This is a genomic window from Streptomyces sp. NPDC018019 (assembly GCF_044327805.1).
In the GTDB taxonomy this organism is placed as follows: domain Bacteria; phylum Actinomycetota; class Actinomycetes; order Streptomycetales; family Streptomycetaceae; genus Streptomyces.
The window spans coordinates 32,551-49,649 of sequence record NZ_JBIRGD010000027.1 but is presented as its reverse complement, the minus strand read 5'-3'; the positions used below and the strand labels follow the sequence as shown (position 1 = coordinate 49,649).

The window sequence follows — 17,099 nt, the reverse complement described above, 5'->3', positions numbered from 1 at the left end:
CGGGGCACGCCCCCAGGACCGTCGCACCGAGGAGGACGGATGAGCCGGCGCGTAGTGATGACCGGGATCGGCGTGGTGGCGCCGGGCGGGGTCGGCACCAAGGCGTACTGGTCCCTGCTGACCGCGGGCCGCACCGCCACCCGGGCGATCTCGCTCTTCGACGCCTCCGCGTTCCGCTCCCGGATCGCGGCCGAGGCCGACTTCGACCCGGTGGCCGAGGGGCTGACCGCCGAGCAGGCCGGCCGGCTGGACCGGGCCGCCCAGTTCGCGCTGGTGGCGGCGCGCGAGGCGGTCGCCGACAGCGGCATCGAGTGGGAGGCGGCCGACCCGTTCCGTACGGGGGTGGCCATCGGCAGCGCCGTGGGCGCGACGACCGGCCTGGACACCGAGTACGCGGCGGTCAGCGGCAACGGCGCCCAGTGGCTGGTCGACCACGAGCGGGCGGTTCCGCACCTGTACGACTACTTCGTGCCCAGCTCCTTCGCGGCCGAGGTGGCCTGGGAGTTCGGTGCGCAGGGGCCCACCGCGGTGGTCTCCACCGGCTGCACCTCCGGGCTGGACTCGGTGGGCCACGCGGTGGAGCTGATCCGCGAGGGCAGCGCCGACATCATGATCACCGGGGCCACCGAGGCGCCGATCTCGCCGATCTCGGTCGCCTGCTTCGACGCGATCAAGGCGACCTCGGCGCGCAACGACGACCCGGCGACGGCGTCCCGGCCGTTCGACCGGACCCGCAACGGGTTCGTGCTCGGCGAGGGTTCGGCCGTCTTCGTCCTGGAGGACCGGGACCGGGCGCTGGCCCGCGGGGCGCACATCTACGCGGAGATCGCGGGGTTCGCCTCGCGCAGCAACGCGTACAACATGACGGGGCTGCGGGCGGACGGCGCGGAGATGGCGGAGGCGATCACCGCGGCGCTGGCCGAGGCCCGGGTGCCGGCGACCGACATCGACTACATCAACGCACACGGCTCGGGCACGCTGCAGAACGACCGGCACGAGACCGCGGCGTTCAAGCGCAGCCTCGGCGAGCACGCGTACGCGACCCCGGTCTCCTCGATCAAGTCGATGATCGGGCACTCGCTGGGCGCCATCGGCTCGCTGGAGATCGCCGCGTCGGCGCTCGCCATCGAGCACGGCGTGGTGCCGCCCACCGCCAACCTGCACGAGCCGGACCCCAAGTGCGACCTGGACTACACCCCGGTCACGGCGCGCGAGCGGGAGATCGGCACGGTGCTGAGCGTGGGCAGCGGATTCGGCGGTTTCCAGAGCGCGATCGTGCTCACCGGGCCCGAGCGGAGGACGGTATGACGAACCAGTTGGCCGAACGCACGGCGCACGCGCGCCCGGACGCCGGGCGGGGCCCGGCGGTGTTCACCGGCATCGGCGTGGCCGCGCCCAACGGCCTGGGCGCCGAGGCCTGGTGGCGGGCCACGCTCGCGGGCGAGAGCGGCATCCGGCCGGTCACCCGCTTCGACGCCACCGGCTACCCGGCGCGGCTGGCCGGGGAGGTGCCGGGCTTCGACGCGGCCGAGCACATCCCGAGCCGGCTGCTGCCGCAGACCGACCACATGACCCGGCTCGCGCTGACCGCGGCGAAGGAGGCCCTGGAGGACAGTGGCGCCGACCCCGCGGAGCTGCCGGAGTACTCCGCCGGCGTGGTGACCGCCGCGTCCGCGGGCGGCTTCGAGTTCGGGCAGCGGGAGTTGCAGGCGCTGTGCGCCAAGGGCGGGCAGCACGTCAGCGCGTACCAGTCGTACGCCTGGTTCTACGCGGTCAACACCGGCCAGATCTCCATCCGGCACAAGCTGCGCGGGCCGAGCGGCGTGCTGGTGACCGAGCAGGCGGGCGGCCTGGACGCGGTCGCGCAGGCCCGGCGCCAGCTGCGCAAGGGCAGCCGGCTGATCGTCACCGGCGGGGTGGACGGCGCGATCTGCCCGTGGGGCTGGACCGCGCAGCTGGCCGGCGGCCGGATGAGCACCGTCGAGGACCCGGCCCGCGCGTTCCTGCCGTTCGACACCCGGGCCGCCGGGTACGTCGCCGGCGAGGGCGGCGCGATCCTCGTCCTGGAGGACGCCGGGGCCGCCCGCGAGCGCGGGGCCCGGGTCTACGGGCAGCTGGCCGGGTACGCGGCGACCTTCGATCCGGCGCCCGGCCGGGGCGGCGAGCCGGGGCTGCGCCGCTGCGCCCAACTGGCGCTGGACGAGGCCGGGATGGCGCCGTCGGACGTGGACGTGGTGTTCGCGGACGCGTCGGGCGTGCCCGAGCTGGACCGGCAGGAGGCCGCCGCGCTGACCGCGCTGTTCGGTCCGCGCGGGGTGCCGGTGACCGCGCCCAAGACCATGACCGGACGGCTGTCGGCCGGCGGCGCCTCGCTCGACCTGGCGGCGGCGCTCCTGTCGCTGCGCGACCAGGTCCTGCCGCCGACCGTGGGCGTCGGGCGGCCGGTCGAGGGCGACCGGCTGGACCTGGTGACCGAGGCGCGGCGCGGCCCGGTACGCACCGCGCTGGTGCTGGCCCGCGGCACCGGCGGCTTCAACGCCGCGGCCGTGGTGACCGCCGAAGACCGCTCCTCGAATGCCGCCGGGTGAGCGAGGAGGAGACCGTGAGCACGACCATGAGAACAAATGCGAGAGAGGCGACGACCATGACGCTGAAGGAACTGACCACGCTGCTGCGCGAGTGCGCCGGTGTCGACGAGGGCGTCGACCTGGACGGCGACGTCCTGGACGTGCCGTTCGACGACCTGGGGTACGACTCGCTGGCGGTGCTCCAGACGACCGGCGTGATCGAGCGCGATTACGGCATCCAGCTGCCCGACGACACGGTCGCCGAGGCGTCCACGCCGCGGCTGCTGCTGGAGTTCATCAACGCATGCCTGGAGGCGGTGCCCGCCAAGGCGGCCTGACCGCAGGACAGCACGGCTGCCGGGCCCCGGCCGGGGCCCGGCAGCCGTTTGCCGTACCGGCCCGAAAACCCGGCGGGCTGATGACCGTTCGCTGCCGGGCGCCGGGTGGTGCCGTCCGGGCTCGCCGTACTCCTCCCGGGTGCGCCGGCCGCCATCGCCGTCCACCGCGCCGCGGGGGCCCGGCGGAGCCGGATCCGGTGGCGCGAGGGCAGGGGCGGACCGCCGGCCGGGCGGCCGCGGCGGGCCGCCGACTCGACCGGTACGCGTGAATTCGTACGCGGCAGGTGGCTGATGAACCCGCGAAACGGCGTTTCCCGGGACAGATCGACTCGTTGGGCGTGGACGAGCCTTGTCCGGCCGCGGGTCCCCAACGGGCCGCGGGGAGGCTCGTACGCGCCCGGGGCGCTGGGCTCCGGCGCAAGGAGAGAGGACGATCTGTGCGAAAGACGAGCTACGCGCTGGCCGCGGCCGTCGCGCTGAGCGGTGTGCTGTTCACCGGGGCGGCCACCGAGGCCGCCGCCACCAGCCGCCCGCAGGCGAAGCCGAGCGGCCCCCCGTTCCCGTACGCCGACTGCCTCCGGGAGGTCAAGCGGCAGTACAAGGGCAAGAAGGACCCGAAGGCGACCTGCGACGTGCTGGTGCAGAAGGGCTGGATCAAGAAGCCGGGAACCTGACCCGGCCGCTGCCCCGGCACGGGCCGCGCGTCCTGGGCTCCGCGCCCGGGGCCGCGGGCCCGTGCGGAGGCGGCCCTCGCGATGCGGCCCGCCGGGCCGTGGCCTCGATCTGGGCGAGGTGGGCGGCGAGGATCTCCTCGAACGCGGCGATGAGGACCCCGTCGACGACGCGCTCGCGGCTCTGTACCGCGTGGCGATGTACGGCTGACCGGGGCCGGGGACCTGGGCCTTCACCACTGGTGCGGGCCGGGTGCGTGCGCCGGCGTGCACTTCGGTCAGACGGAGGCGCACGCTGCCGTACGGCGAACGCCGCGCAGGCCCCTTGTGCGCCGGTGGCGGCCGGGGGAAGCTTCGTTAACTGTGAAAGTAAACCGGTCCGGGAAACAGCCGCGGCCCTCGAAGGGATAAGGACACTATCCGGGCGGCCCGTCCGTGGCGAATGCAGGGACCGGAATGCGGGAGCGACTCATCGGTCCGCCGTCTCCCCGGCGGGCGGGTGGTCATGAGTCTTTGGCCCTATTGGTACTGGCCGATCGGCCGACGGAGCAAGCGCGCGGTACAGCGAGACCCGGTGACAAGAAGGGGGACTCCATGCCGTCTCTGCAGTCGGTTCCACGGGTTTCCGCGGACGTGACGTTCATGGAATACGGAATTTCCACCGCCGCACGCCTTCTCGGCAGTGCGGGGCTGGATGCCGGACAGGGGGCGAGGGTACTGCGCAGGATGTTGTCACCGTGGGGAACGAGGCCCATAGGAAAGCAACCTGAATGGCGCTCGGACGTGTGCGCCGACGGTTCGCCGATCGAGTTCTCCGCCGCCTTTTCGCAGGAGTGCACACAGATACGGGTACTGGTGGAGGCCGTTCCCGACCGGCTCAGCACGTCGGCCGCACAGGAATCCGCGCTCGCGCTCACCCGTGGCCTCATCACGGAGTTCGGCGCCGTCGACGACCGCCTGGCGAAGATCCTGGACCTGTTCCTTCCGGACCGGGACCCGATCGGCTTCGCCATGATGCACGCCGTCGTCTTCTCGCCCACCGGCGGCCCCGAATTCAAGGTCTATCTGAATCCGGGGGCCGGCCGGGGCATGTCCGCCGCCGAGCGGACACGCGAGGCGCTGGACCGCCTGGGATTCGGCGCCGCGTGGAAAGCCGTCGGTGAATACGCCCGCCGGGGATTCGACACCGACCGGATCGTCTACTTCAGCCTCGACCTGACGGGCGGCCCCCGGTCGCGCATAAAGGTCTACTTCCGCCACTACGACACTTCTCCGGCGGAACTCGACGCCCGGATGGCGTTGTCGCTCCAGCACGAGACCGGATTCCTGGGGGATTTCTGCCGTGCGCTGACCGGCAGCGCCGACGGGGTGCGGCCCCAACCGCTCGTCAGCAACCTGACCTTCACGGCAGAGGGCGGGCCCACACCCGTGTCCGCCACGCTGTACGTCCCGCTGTGGGTGCACCCGGAGAGCGACCGCACCGTACGGGACCGCATCAGCTCGGTCATGGCCCGCACGGGCCTGCCCGTCGGCGGTTACCGGGCGCTGCTGGACCACGTGGCCCGGCGCCCGCTGTCGGACGGCCGCGGCATCCACACCTACGCGTCGGCGCGGATCCGGCACGGCCGCCCCCGTATGACCGCGTACTGGTCCTCGGAACTCTACGACCGGTACCCGCCCGCCCGTTACCAGCGGAGGTGAACGCCATGCCACAGCACGACACGCTCCGGCGGCTGTTCGACGACGCGCAGGTCCGCCCGGACCTGCTCCGGCAGCGGTCCCCGCTGCGCTGGGGCGCCTTCCCGCCCGGCGTCATCCCGCTGACGGCGGCCGAGCCGGACTTCCCCGGGCCCCGGGCGGTCACCGACGCCGTGCTCTCGGCGGTCGCCGACGGCTACTTCCCCTACGCGTCGCCCACGGGCTCCGAGGTGCTCCGGGAGACCTTCTCCGACGTGGCCGAGGCCCGGCACGGGATCGGCAACCACCCCGACCGCGTGGTGCCGGCGCCCGGCACGGCAGCCGCGCTCTGGGGCGTGGTGCGCCTGCTGTGCGGCGCGGGCGACGAGTGCATCGTGCTGGACCCGGTCGACCTGCTGTTCGGTCAGGCCGTCGACGCCGTGGGGGCCCGGCGGGTGTACTGCCCGGTCGACAAGAGGACGGGGCACCTGGACCCGGACCGGCTCGCCTCTTTGATCACTCCGCGAACCGCGCTGATCTGCCTGTGCACTCCGCACAACCCGCTGGGCACGGTCTTCGGCGGGGCGACCCTCCGGGCGGTGGCGGAGACCGCGGCGGCGCACCGCGTCCCGGTCCTTTCCGACGAAGTCTGGAGCGAGATCGTGTACCCGCCGAGGACGCACGTCAGCATGGCGAGCCTGGACACCGGTCGCAGCCCGCGCGTCTACACCGTGACCGGCCTTTCCAAGACGTTTGCGCTCCCGGGACTGCGGATGGGCTTCGTGATCGCCCCGAGCGCCCGGGAGGCGGACGCCCTGCGGCTCGCCTTCCAGCGTCTCGGCGCCACGTACAGCATGTCCCCGTTCGCCCAGGCCGGCGCCCTGGCCGCGCTGCGCCTCGGCTGGCCCTGGCGGAACGCCTTCCTGGAGCACCTACAGGGCCTGCGGGACCACTGCGTGGAGCGGCTGAACGCGATACCGGGCTTCTCCTGCGGCCGCCCGGACGGAACGTACGTCCTGTTCCCCGACGTGTCCGCCACCGGGCTGAGCAGCCGGGCGATGGGCGCGTTCCTCCTGGACAAGGCCCGGGTGGCGGTGGTGCCCGGCACGGCGGAGTGGTTCGGCCCGGCCGCCGAGGGCAACATCCGCATCAGCTACGCCACTTCGCGGGCGGTCATGGACGAGGCGCTCGACCGCGTCACGAGGGCGGTCGAGGAACTCGCCCCCGGTGGCCCGGCCGTGCTCCGGGCCACCGGGACGCGGTAGCGGGGTGCCGCCGCCCGGTCCGGCATCAGCCGCGCAGCCATGCTTTCACCGCGGCCCACCAGGACGTACGCCCCCTGGGGGCGGGCACCGAGGGGGCCGGAACAGCCGGCGGGGACGGGGCCGGGGGCACGGCCGGGGGCAGCGAGCCGCCCCCGGCACCGTTCCCCGGAGGGGGCTCGATCGCCGGGACGGCGAAGGCCGGGCCGCCGGACGGGGCGGAGCACAGGGGCCGGGTGGCGGTGAACTTCACCGGGAGGCTGGTCAGATGGCGTGTCATCCAGCCCGCCTTCCAGCGCAGGTCCTCCTCGGGGATGCTCAGCTGTACGTCGGGCAGCCTGGCCAGCAGCGTGTCGATGCCGGTGTCGGCGATGGCGCGGCCGATGTTCTGGCCGGGGCACTCCTGGGGGCCGCTGCTGAAGGCGAGGTGCGAGCGGTTCCCGTGCATCGGGACCGAGGGGTCCGGCCGGACGGACGGGTCGTGGTTCCCGGCGGCCAGGCCGAGCAGCAGCATGTCCCCCGCCTCGATCTTCTGGCCGCCGACCTCCGTGTCCACCGCGGCCCAGCGGCCGGGGATGGTCATGAGGGGCGGTTCGCTCCACAGCACCTGCTCCACCACGTCGGGCAGGGTCATCTGCCCGCCGGCCAGCGAGGCGTGGCACCGGGGATCGGTCAGCACCATGCGCAGCGTGGCCTTGAGGAGGTTGACCGTGGTCTCGTTCGCCGCGATGAGGATGACCCGCAGATGGTTCCACACCTCCTCGTCGGTCAGCCGGGAGTGGTGGTCGATCAGCCAGGACGCGATGTCCTGGCCGCGGGACGCCTGCTTGCGCCGCACCAGCTCCGTGAGGGTTTCCACGATGAACGCGTTGCTGGCCACCGAGGTCTCGGTGCCCGCCACCATGTCCCTGCTGGCCTTGACCAGCTGGGGCCCGTACTCGTCGGGCATGCCCAGCAGCTGCGTCAGGACGAGCATGGGCAGGTGTTCGCAGAACTCCTCGACCAGGTCCGCCTCCCCGCGCTCGGCGAAGCCGTCGATCAGCTCGTGCGTGAAGCGGGTGATGTGCCGCCGGATCCCGCGGCGGTTGAAACGGTCCAGGCTGTCGGTGACCGCCAGGCGCAGCCGGTTGCGCTCCGCGCCGTCCAGGAACAGGCAGACCGGCTGCCACGCGATCATCGGGAGCAGCGGCGAGTCGGGCGGGACCCGCCCTTCCCGGAACCAGCGCCAGATGCGCGAGTCGCGGCTGAACCGGGCGGGCGTGCCGGCGACCTCCAGGATCTCTCGGTAACCGAGGACGAGCCAGGCCGGGAGGTCGCCGTCGAGCAGGACGGGCGCGACGGCCCCGTGCCGGGCCCGCAGGCGCTCGTACAGGCCCATGGGGTCCTCGGCCGCCTCGCGGCCGAAGAGCCGCGCCAGTCCGTCCGTGGCGCCGAACCGGGCGTGTGCCGGGCACTCCGGGGGCGGGGTGGCCGCCCACCTGGTGCCGGGCTGTTCGGGAGAGGGGAAGGTCACCGTGGCTCCGGAGTCGTGGTGGTGAGGGTGTGCAGGTAGCGCATGAGGACCAGCAGGCCGTCGCGGCTGGAGACGCGCTCGCGGGCGTCGCAGTCGATCACCGGCACCGCGTCGGGGATGTCCAGGGCCTCCCGGAGCTCGGACACCGGATACGCGGGGGCGTCCGGGAAGGCGTTGACGGCGACGATGAAGGGCACGCCGCGTTCCTCCAGGCGGCCCATCACGTCGAAGCTGTCCTCCAGCCGCCGGGTGTCGATCAGGACCACCGCGCCCAGCGCGCCTTCGAAGAGCCCGTTCCACAGGAACCAGAAGCGCTGCTGGCCCGGGGTGCCGAAGACGTACAGGACCAGTTCGTCGCTGAGGGTGATCCGGCCGAAGTCCATCGCCACGGTGGTCTCGTTCTTGCGCTCGACCCCGGCGAGGTCGTCCACGCCGGCCCCGGCCTGGGTCATGATCTCCTCCGTGGTCAGCGGTCTGATCTCGCTGACCGAGCCGACCAGGGTGGTCTTGCCGACCCCGAAGCCGCCGACGATCACCACCTTCACCGCGGTGGTGATCGAGGCCGGCAGGGTGTCCTCGCACCGGGGGCCGACGACGGGTTCAGAGATTCTGTAGTCCATGCATCACCGCCTCCAAGAGTTCGACATCGGGCAGCGACTTGGCCGGCACCGACGCCCGGGCTTCGACATGGCCGCTCGCCAAGAGGTCCGTGAGCAGTACGGTGACCGCGCTGACCGGCAGGTGGAGGTAGGCCGAGATCTCGGCGACGGACAGCGGGTAGCCGCATATCCGGACGATGGCGGCGAGTTCGGGCTGCATCCCCGGACCGGCCTCGCCGCGGCTGACGATCAGTGTGACGACGTCCAGCGGAGCCTGCCGTTCGGACTCCTTGCGGCCGGGCGTGATGACGTAGAGCCGCTCGGGACCGCCCTCGTCCCAGGACCGCTGCTCCTTCTTCCCCGGATCACTCATGGGACCTGCCGGTCGGCCCGTGGCGGACTGGACAGGTGCTGGCCGATCCGGGCGACCAGGTCCCGCATCCGCTGCCCCATGAGGCCGGCGTCCACGTCCTCGTCGGCCAGCACCGCCAGATACGCCCCGGCGCCGGCCGCCATCAGGTAGAAGAAGCCGCCGTCGACCTCGACGACGACGAGTTTCATCCGGCCGTCGCCGCGCGGGAACTCCCCGGCGATGGCCGCCGACAGGCTCTGCAGCCCGGCACAGGCGGCGGCCAGGCGGTCGGCGGTGTCGTTGTCCGCACCGCACTGCGCCATGCACAAGCCGTCCGAGGACAGCACCACGATGTTGCGGGTCTGCGGCACGCTGGACGCCAGCTCCTCCAGCATCCAGTCCATGTTGAGCCGCTGCTTTGTCGCCACTTGCTCACTCATCCTTATCTGCCGGCTCGGTCACTGCTCGGGCTCCGCGTCGCCCGGACCGCGGGAGTCCGGGCCCGGGGACTCGGCCGGGGGCCCGGAGACACCGTCGAGGAAGGCGGACATCCACAGCCCGGCCTGCGGGGGCCCGTCGTCCGCCGCCGGGGCCGGAGTCCGGGCGGCGGAGGCCGCCTGCGGCGGTCCCGCGGGCCGGAAGACGGGGGTGGTGCGCCGCCTGCGCTGCGGAAGCCCGTTGGCGGTGCGCGAGGCGACGGTGGGCGCCGGCTCCCGGGCAGCCGGCACGGAACGGTAGCTCCGGCCGGTGGGGTCGCGGGGCGGCGGCAGGACGGCCGCCTTGGCGATGGCTCCGCCGGGCGCCGGGGTGACGGTGATCAGTTCGGGGGGGACGACCAGGACGACGCGCACGCCCCCGTACGCGGACACCCGCAGCGACACGGTGAAGTGGTTGCTGTGGGACAGCCGGCCGACCACCGCGAGGCCCAGGCGCGGTGTCTCGCCGATGTCGTCGAGGTCCAGTCCGCTGGTGGCGTGCTGGGCCAGGGCCCGCTCGGCGCGGATCCGGGCCTCGTCGGTCAGGCCGAGCCCGGCGTCCTCGATCTCGACGGCCACCCCGGACTGGACCTCGCTCGCGGTCAGGTGGACCCGGGTCTCCGGCGGCGAGTAGCGCGTGGCGTTGTCCAGCAGCTCGGCCACCGCGTGGATCAGCGGCTCGGCGGCGCGGCCGAGGATGCCGACGTCGGCCACCGAGTGCAGGTCGACGCGCCGGTAGTCGGTGATCCGGGACATGGCCCCGCGCAACACGTTGAACAGCGGGATGTCGTTGCGCCACTGACGTCCCGGCCGGGCGCCGCCGAGTACGGCGATGCTGTCCGCCAGGCGGCCGATCAGCGCGGTCCGGTGGTCGAGGTGCAGCAGGTCGCCGAAGACCTGCGGGTCCTGCCCGTGCCGGTCCTCCATCTCGCGCAGCTCCAGGGCCTGTTGGTGCACGATGGCCTGGACGCGCCGGGCGATGTTGACGAAGGCCCGCCGGGCGGCGTCGCGCAGGTCCTCCTCGGCGTCGACCGCCTCAAGGACGGAGCGCAGCACCGCGTGGTGTGCGGCCTCGAACCGGGGGCTCACCCCGGAGACCTGTGCGGTGCCGCGCAGGACGTCCTCCACCGAGGTGCCCTGTTCGAGCCGGGCCAGGGCCGCGGGCAGGGTCTCCCGGGCCAGCCGTTCCGTCTCGGTCTCCTGCTCGGCCAGCTGCCGCTGCAGGAAGGTCTCCCGCTCGGCGGACTGCCTGCGCAGCCGGTCGATCGTACGTCCCCGGCGGGCCGCCTCCGCGGCCACCACGGCCACGGCCGCGGTCGCGAGGACGCCGGTCCAGGCGGCGTGGGCACGAGCGGCCGACGGCAGCAGCGCCGCGGCCAGGGCCGTACATATGGCCAGAAGCACGGGCGGCAGCAGCCACGGCGCGGTGGCGGCCGCCCCCGGCTTCCCGGGTGGCGAATCAGCACGAACCATCGGCGTCCTCAAAAGCATTCATGGAAGGGACAAGGGCGGATACACGGTGTTCACGAGTGGGCGAAAAAGCAGCGGGAACACAAACTGCGGCATTCCGTGCGCGGAGCCGGGTCCCAGGACGCCCGTGCCTCGTGCGGCGGCGGCATCGCGACAGCCATCAGCGGCGTGCCGCAGCCGTCACAACTCGCTGCGCGGCAGTGAGCATAGCGGGGGCGGAATGGCCCCGCGGGGCACGTGCATATAACACATGAATGTACTCACGTACGAAATTCAGAAGAATCGTTTGGCGGTGGCAATTCGCCGATGGCGCAGCGCACCGGAACCGCACGGGAACAGAAAAAGGAAGTGCCCGCACGCCGGGGGAAAGCGTGCGGGCACTGGTTTTCGCGGCCCTTGAGGGCCGGCGGGATCAGATCAGATCGTCCCGGGTGATGCGGCGGTCCCGGACCTGCCAGGTGCTGCCGGCCCGGACGAGCTCGTCCTCGCAGAGGGTGCTGGCCTTGATCTCGGGACGGCCGCCGCGCGGGGTCTCGATCACCAGGGCGTAGCAGCGGGCCGTGACGGTGTCCCCGGTGCCGCCGGTCACGGCGACCATGCCCAGCCAGTGGCGGCGCTGCACACCGGCGGCCCGGTACGCCTCGGTGGCCTTCGCCGCGGCCTCGGTGATGGCCGCGCGGCCGACGGCCGGGGCGGGCTGGGCGTTCGCGGCGAACACGCCGTCGGGCGTGAAGGTTTCCGCCCACTCCGCCACCCGCCCGTCGTCGAGCAGGTGCATCTGCTGCGCGTAGAACTGCTGGATCTCCTGGTACAGCTCGGCGGGCGCGGTGGTCCACGTCGGCGCGGTGACGGTCATGGGGCGGGTCCTCTCCTGTGGTTCGTGCTGCTCCGCCACGGTGCCCGGGCCGGCTCGAAGCGCGGTGGTGGGCGCCTCGAACCGGAGCCGGGCGCGGGCGTCCACCGGTGCTCGATACCGGTTCTAGTGCGGCTCGGCACGTTGGGGCGCATACGTGCCGGTCCCTGCGCTCCGTACGGACCGGCGGCCCTAATGAGGAGAGTTGTCATGGCAGAAACCACGGACGTCGAGCGGACCGGGAACGGCGCGGCGCGCGAGGACGGCGGTCAGCGCCGGGTCGCGCTGATCACCGGCGGGACCAGCGGTATCGGGCTGGCCGCGGCGCGGACCCTGGCCGCGGCCGGGCTGGCGGTGTTCGTCTGCGCGCGCAGCGCCGAGTCGGTGGACCTCACCGTCAGGCAACTGCGCGAGGAGGGCCTGGAGGTGCGCGGCGGCACGGCCGACGTGCGCAGCCCGGAGTCCGTCAAGGAGCTGGTGGCGGCCGCGGTCGCGGCGTACGGGCGGATCGACGTGCTGGTGAACAACGCGGGCCGCAGTGGCGGCGGCGTCACCGCCGACGTGCCCGACGAGCTGTGGCACGACGTGATCGCCACCAATCTGACCAGCGTCTTCCTGCTGACCCGCGAGGTGCTGAACGAGGGCGGGATGCGCGAGCGCGGCTGGGGCCGGGTCATCAACATCGCCTCCACCGCGGGCAAGCAGGGCGTCGTCCTCGGCGCCCCGTACTCGGCGTCCAAGCACGGCGTCGTGGGCTTCACGAAGGCGCTGGGCAACGAGCTGGCGCCGACCGGCATCACCGTCAACGCGGTCTGCCCGGGGTACGTCGAGACGCCGATGGCCCAGCGGGTCCGCGAGGGGTACGCGGCGGCGTACGGCACGTCCGAGGAGGCCGTGCTGGCCAAGTTCCAGGCGAAGATCCCGCTGGGCCGCTACTCCACGCCGGAGGAGGTGGCCGGCCTGGTCGGCTACCTGGCCACCGACACCGCCGCCTCCATCACCGCGCAGGCGCTCAACGTCTGCGGCGGCCTGGGCAACTTCTGACCCGCCGCGCGGCCCCGCGCCCCCTCGACACCCCTGCTCCCGCACTTCGTACCGAAGGACCCACCGTGCCCAACTCCGTCTCCGTGACCGGCACCCACCGCACCCTGCACACCGTCACCGTCGACGCGCCCGCCGAGACCGTCTACGGGATCGTCGCCGACGTCACCGCCTGGCCGCAGTACTTCACGCCCAACGTGCACGTCGAGCACCTGGAGCGGGACGGCGCCACCGAGCGCATCCGCATCTGGGCCACCGCCAACGGCGAGGTCAAGAACTGGACCTCGCGCCGCGTCCTGGACGAGGCGGCGCTGCGCGTCGACTTCCGCCAGGAGGTCTCGCAGCCGCCGGTGGCCGCCATGGGCGGCGCCTGGGTCGTCACCCCGGTCGACGACCGCACCTCGCTGCTGGAACTGCACCACGACTTCGACGCGGTCGGCGACGACCCGGCGGGCGTGGAGTGGATCACCGCGGCGGTGGACCGCAACAGCGCCGCCGAGCTGGCGAACATCAAGGAGCTCGCGGAGGCCGCCGGGGACCTGGCGGAGCTGGTCTTCAGCTTCGACGACACGGTGCACATGGCGGCCGACGGCGCCGTGGTCTTCGACTTCCTCAACCGGGCCGACCTGTGGCCCGAGCGGCTGCCGCACGTGGCCCGGCTGGACCTCACCGAGGACGAGCCGGGAGTGCAGGTGATGGCCATGGACACCAGCGCGGCGGACGGCTCGGTGCACACCACCGAGTCCGTGCGGGTGGTGTTCGGCCAGGACCGCATCGTCTACAAGCAGACCACCGTCCCGGCCCTGATGACCGCGCACACCGGCCGCTGGACCATCGAGCCGGCCGGGGACGGCGTGGCCGTCACCTCGCGGCACACCGTCACCCTCAAGCCGTCCGCGGTCGAGAAGGTGCTCGGTCCGGGAAAGACCGTCGCGGACGCGCGGGAGTACGTGCACCGGGCGCTGAGCACCAACAGCACGCGCACCCTGGAACTGGCCCGGCAGTACGCGGAGGCCCGCCGTGGCTGAGCACCCGGGCGCGCTGCCCGAAGTGCCGCGCCGGTTCGACCAGTTGCTGTCCCGGGCGGCGGCCGCCCACCCGGAGCGCCGGGCCGTGGCCGCCGGCGGGCTGGAGCTGGACTACGCCACGTTCGACGCCCGGGTGACCGCCACCGCCGCCGCCCTGCGGGAGCGGGCGGAGCCCGGTGACGTGATCGCGGTCGCGTCGGTGCTGCACCCCGACTTCGCCGTGGCGTACTACGCGGCGGCGCGGGCCGGGCTGACCGCCGCCGTGGTCAACCCGCTGCTGCGCGAGGAGGACCTGCTCCACGTGCTGACGCTCGGCGGGGCGCGGGTGCTGTTCGCCGACGCGGCGCTGGGCGAGCGGCTGGCGCGGGTGCGCGACCGGCTGCCCGCGCTGCGCGAGGTGGTGGTGTACGGGGCCGGGGACCGGCTGAGCGGGTACGGCGCCGACGGGCCCGTGCCCGACCCGGGCACCGGGCCGGAGGACACCGCCGTGCTCCAGTTCACCAGCGGTACCACCGGCCGCCCGAAGGCGGTCCGGCTGACCCACCGCAACGTCACCGTCAACGCCGTGCAGGTGGCCCGCGCCCATCTGCTCGACGGCGGCTCGGTCGCCCTCAACCACCTGCCCACCTACCACCCGATGCACCTGAACTCGGCGGTCGCCGCGGGCGCCGTCCAGGTGCTGTGCGCGGCGCCGGACCCGTACACCGCGCTCACCACCGCGGCCCGGGAGGGCGCCACCATCCTCTACAGCCTGCCGGTGCGGCTGTCCCGGCTGGCGGGCCACCCGGATCTGGAGAGCACCCCGGCGCCCGCGCTGCGGCACGTCGCCTCGGGCGGTTCCGGCCTCCCGGCGGAGGCCGCCCGCACGCTGTCGCGGCGCCTGGGCGTGCCCGTCTTCCAGGGCTACGGCCTGGCGGAGACCTCGCCGCTGACCCACAGCGACGATCCCGCCGACCCGGTGCCGGGCTCGGTGGGCCGGCCGGTCGCCGCGACCGAGTGCCGCGTCGTGGACATCGACACGCGGGCGGTGCTGCCCGCCGGGGGCGTCGGCGAGGTGCAGCTGCGCGGCCCGCAGGTGATGCGCGGGTACGCGGGCGGCCCGGACGGTACCGGGCTGGAGCCGGACGGCTGGCTGAGCACCGGGGACGTCGGGCGGATCGCCGAGGACGGCCGGCTCTTCCTGGTCGACCGTCTCAAGGACGTCTTCAAATGCGACAACTTCCTGGTCGCGCCCTCCGACGTGGAACGCGTGCTGCGGCGCCACCCGCTGGTCGCGGACGCCGTCGTGGTCGAGGTGCCGGACGCCGCGCACGGCGCGGTGGCGGGCGCGCTGGTGGTGCTCACCGAGGAGGCGGACGGCGCGGCGGCGCTGGCGGCCGTGGTGGCCGCGGCCAACGACGCGCTCCCGTACTACCAGCACGTACGGGACGCGATCACCGTCGGCAGCATCCCGCGCTCCGGCAACGGGAAGATCCAGCGCCGCCTGCTCGCCGCGCGACTGACGGAGCGTCAACCCGCCTGACCCGCCGGCCCCATCGCCTTCTCCGCAACGAAAGAGGAACCATGACCTTCACCGTCGTCAACACCTTCACCCTCAAGGACCCGGCGGAGGCCGCCGAGTTCGAGCGCCGCTTCCTGTCCCACGTGGCGTGGATGCGCGCCCGGCCGGGGTTCGTCGCCCACCAGGCGGTCCGCGCGGCGGACCGGCCCGAGGTCTACGTCAACCTCGGCCGCTGGACATCGGGCGACGCCTTCCAGGACGTGCTCGCGCACCCGGTGTTCAAGGAGCACGCGGCCGAGTTCCACCGGATCGTCGACGTGGACGCCGACCCGTCGGCGGGCCTGCTGCGCCAGGTCGGCGCCGCGGCCCGGCCCGGCGACGCGCTGCTCGTCGAGTACTTCACGGTCACCGGCGACACCGGCGCGTTCGAGGCCGCGTACCGCGCGTACGCCGAGGCTGCCGCCGCCGCGGAGGGCTTCGTCCACACCGACCTCGCCAAGTCGCTGTTCGCCCGGCCCGGCGGCTACACCGCCGCCACCCGCTGGCGCACCGCCGCCGACCGGGACGCGGCGCACGCCCTGCCGGAGTACGCGGCCGTCACGGCCCTGGCCGAGGTGCGGGCCGTGCCCGCCACCCACGTCGCGGGCGAGGGCGCCCCGCTCGCCACGGCCGGCGCCTGACCGGCCGGCCGGCGCGACACGAGGAGGACTTTCACCATGGAGTACCGCCGTCTCGGCACGAACGGGCCGGTGGTGAGCCGGATCGCCTTCGGGAACTCGCTGACCGCGGGCAACCAGCTCGACGACCGGACCGCCATCGCCTGTGTACGGGCCGCCCTCGACGCGGGCATCACCACGTTCGACACCGCCGACGTCTACGCGGACGGCCGGGCCGAGGAACTGCTCGGCCGTGCCCTGGCCGGGGTGGACCGCGACTCCGTCGTGGTCTGCACCAAGGTGGGCCGGGGCGGCGGGGGCGGGCCGGGCGCGCTGTCGCCCGCCCGGATCGCCGACAGCCTGGACCGGTCGCTGCGGCGGCTCGGCACCGGGCACATCGACCTGTACCAGGCCCACCTGTACGACGACGGCACCCCGCTGGAGGAGACCATGCGGGCGTTCGCGGACGCGGTCGCGGCGGGGAAGGTCCGTTACGTCGGCGTCTCGGAGTGGGCCGCCGACGAGATCGGACGGGCCGCCGCGCTCGCCCGCGAGCTGGGTGTGCCGCTGGTGGCCAACCAGCCGCAGTACTCGATGCTGTGGCGGGTCATCGAGGCCGAGGTGGCCCCGGCCTGCGCCGCGCTGGGCATCGGCCAGCTGGTCTGGTCCCCGCTGGCGGGCGGCGTGCTGACCGGGAAGTACCGTCCGGGGCAGCAGCCGCCCGCCGGGTCGCGGGCGGTCGCCGCCCGGGGCGGGGACGTGTCGATCGGGCGGTGGCGGTTCCTGGAGGACGACGTGCTGGCCGCGGTCGCCCGGGTGGCGGCGCTGGCCGGCGAGGCCGGGCTGACGCCGGCCCAGCTCGCCCTCGCCTGGGTGCTCCGGGGCAGTTCGGTCACCGCCGCCGTGATCGGCGCCTCGGCGCCCGGCCAGATCGCCCGCAACCTCGCGGCGGCCGACGCCGTACTCGGCCCGGACCTGCTGCGCCGCATCGACGAGGCACTGGGCCCCGTCGTGGTCCGCGATCCCGCCCTGACCCTGAGCCGGATGCTCCGGGCCCGGCCGCCCGCCCGTACCGCCACCACCTGAGAGGTACCG

17 protein-coding genes are annotated in these 17,099 nt (G+C 73.7%); 11 read left to right on the top strand and 6 right to left on the bottom strand.

What is annotated here, in order from left to right:
• Nucleotides 1-39: 39 nt before the first annotated feature.
• From ACH4FX_RS33815 to ACH4FX_RS33790, 6 genes are all read left to right on the top strand, one after another.
• Complete coding sequence (locus ACH4FX_RS33815) at nt 40-1,308, top strand: beta-ketoacyl-[acyl-carrier-protein] synthase family protein (protein ID WP_398485266.1); 1,269 nt, start codon at nt 40-42, stop codon at nt 1,306-1,308.
• On the top strand, nt 1,305-2,588 hold the full coding sequence (locus ACH4FX_RS33810) for a ketosynthase chain-length factor (RefSeq protein WP_398485265.1): 1,284 nt from the start codon (nt 1,305-1,307) through the stop codon (nt 2,586-2,588). The genes ACH4FX_RS33815 and ACH4FX_RS33810 overlap by 4 nt, the downstream gene beginning before the upstream one ends.
• A 56-nt stretch (nt 2,589-2,644) precedes the next feature.
• Nucleotides 2,645-2,905 (top strand): acyl carrier protein, encoded by a 261-nt coding sequence (locus ACH4FX_RS33805; RefSeq protein WP_398485331.1) that lies wholly within the window; start codon nt 2,645-2,647, stop codon nt 2,903-2,905.
• A gap of 437 nt (nt 2,906-3,342) precedes the next feature.
• Complete coding sequence (locus ACH4FX_RS33800; protein ID WP_398485264.1) at nt 3,343-3,579, top strand: hypothetical protein; 237 nt, start codon at nt 3,343-3,345, stop codon at nt 3,577-3,579.
• Between the two features lie 453 nt (nt 3,580-4,032).
• The gene (locus tag ACH4FX_RS33795; protein ID WP_398485263.1) at nt 4,033-5,277 is read left to right on the top strand and encodes a tryptophan dimethylallyltransferase family protein; all 1,245 of its coding nucleotides are present in this window, start codon (nt 4,033-4,035) and stop codon (nt 5,275-5,277) included.
• A 5-nt stretch (nt 5,278-5,282) separates the two neighbouring features.
• Nucleotides 5,283-6,518: a pyridoxal phosphate-dependent aminotransferase gene (locus tag ACH4FX_RS33790; RefSeq protein WP_398485262.1), complete on the top strand. Its 1,236-nt coding sequence runs from the start codon at nt 5,283-5,285 to the stop codon at nt 6,516-6,518.
• 25 nt (nt 6,519-6,543) lie between these two features.
• On the opposite strand, the gene ACH4FX_RS33785 is transcribed toward ACH4FX_RS33790, so the two are convergent.
• The 6 genes from ACH4FX_RS33785 to ACH4FX_RS33760 form a co-directional block, all read right to left on the bottom strand.
• Nucleotides 6,544-8,028 (bottom strand): cytochrome P450, encoded by a 1,485-nt coding sequence (locus ACH4FX_RS33785; RefSeq protein ID WP_398485261.1) that lies wholly within the window; start codon nt 8,026-8,028, stop codon nt 6,544-6,546.
• A complete protein-coding gene (locus ACH4FX_RS33780) occupies nt 8,025-8,648 on the bottom strand; it encodes a GTP-binding protein (RefSeq protein ID WP_398485260.1) in 624 nt (207 codons plus the stop codon). The genes ACH4FX_RS33785 and ACH4FX_RS33780 overlap by 4 nt, the downstream gene beginning before the upstream one ends.
• Nucleotides 8,629-9,000 carry a DUF742 domain-containing protein gene (locus ACH4FX_RS33775; protein ID WP_398485259.1) on the bottom strand — a complete coding sequence of 124 codons (372 nt, stop codon included), beginning with the start codon at nt 8,998-9,000 and terminating at the stop codon, nt 8,629-8,631. Before ACH4FX_RS33775 ends, ACH4FX_RS33780 begins: the two co-directional genes overlap by 20 nt.
• Nucleotides 8,997-9,383, bottom strand: a complete 387-nt coding sequence (locus ACH4FX_RS33770) for a roadblock/LC7 domain-containing protein (RefSeq protein ID WP_398485330.1) — start codon at nt 9,381-9,383, stop codon at nt 8,997-8,999. The genes ACH4FX_RS33775 and ACH4FX_RS33770 overlap by 4 nt, the downstream gene beginning before the upstream one ends.
• Nucleotides 9,384-9,437: 54 nt before the next feature.
• Nucleotides 9,438-10,928 carry an ATP-binding protein gene (locus ACH4FX_RS33765; protein ID WP_398485258.1) on the bottom strand — a complete coding sequence of 497 codons (1,491 nt, stop codon included), beginning with the start codon at nt 10,926-10,928 and terminating at the stop codon, nt 9,438-9,440.
• 409 nt (nt 10,929-11,337) lie between these two features.
• Entirely contained in the window at nt 11,338-11,781 is a 444-nt protein-coding gene (locus ACH4FX_RS33760; protein ID WP_398485257.1) for a nuclear transport factor 2 family protein, read from the bottom strand.
• A 207-nt stretch (nt 11,782-11,988) separates the two neighbouring features.
• Here ACH4FX_RS33760 and fabG point away from each other — a divergent pair, with 207 nt between their 5' ends.
• The 5 genes from fabG (at nt 11,989) to ACH4FX_RS33735 (ending at nt 17,090) form a co-directional block, all read left to right on the top strand.
• Nucleotides 11,989-12,822, top strand: a complete 834-nt coding sequence (fabG, locus tag ACH4FX_RS33755; RefSeq protein WP_398485256.1) for a 3-oxoacyl-ACP reductase FabG — start codon at nt 11,989-11,991, stop codon at nt 12,820-12,822.
• A 65-nt stretch (nt 12,823-12,887) separates the two neighbouring features.
• Nucleotides 12,888-13,847, top strand: coding sequence for an aromatase/cyclase (locus tag ACH4FX_RS33750; RefSeq protein WP_398485255.1), 960 nt, complete (start codon nt 12,888-12,890; stop codon nt 13,845-13,847).
• Nucleotides 13,840-15,369 (top strand): class I adenylate-forming enzyme family protein, encoded by a 1,530-nt coding sequence (locus ACH4FX_RS33745; protein ID WP_398485254.1) that lies wholly within the window; start codon nt 13,840-13,842, stop codon nt 15,367-15,369. The genes ACH4FX_RS33750 and ACH4FX_RS33745 overlap by 8 nt, the downstream gene beginning before the upstream one ends.
• 41 nt (nt 15,370-15,410) lie before the next feature.
• Entirely contained in the window at nt 15,411-16,028 is a 618-nt protein-coding gene (locus ACH4FX_RS33740) for an antibiotic biosynthesis monooxygenase family protein (protein ID WP_398485253.1), read from the top strand.
• Between the two features lie 36 nt (nt 16,029-16,064).
• Complete coding sequence (locus ACH4FX_RS33735; RefSeq protein ID WP_398485252.1) at nt 16,065-17,090, top strand: aldo/keto reductase; 1,026 nt, start codon at nt 16,065-16,067, stop codon at nt 17,088-17,090.
• The last annotated feature ends 9 nt before the right edge of the window (nt 17,091-17,099 follow it).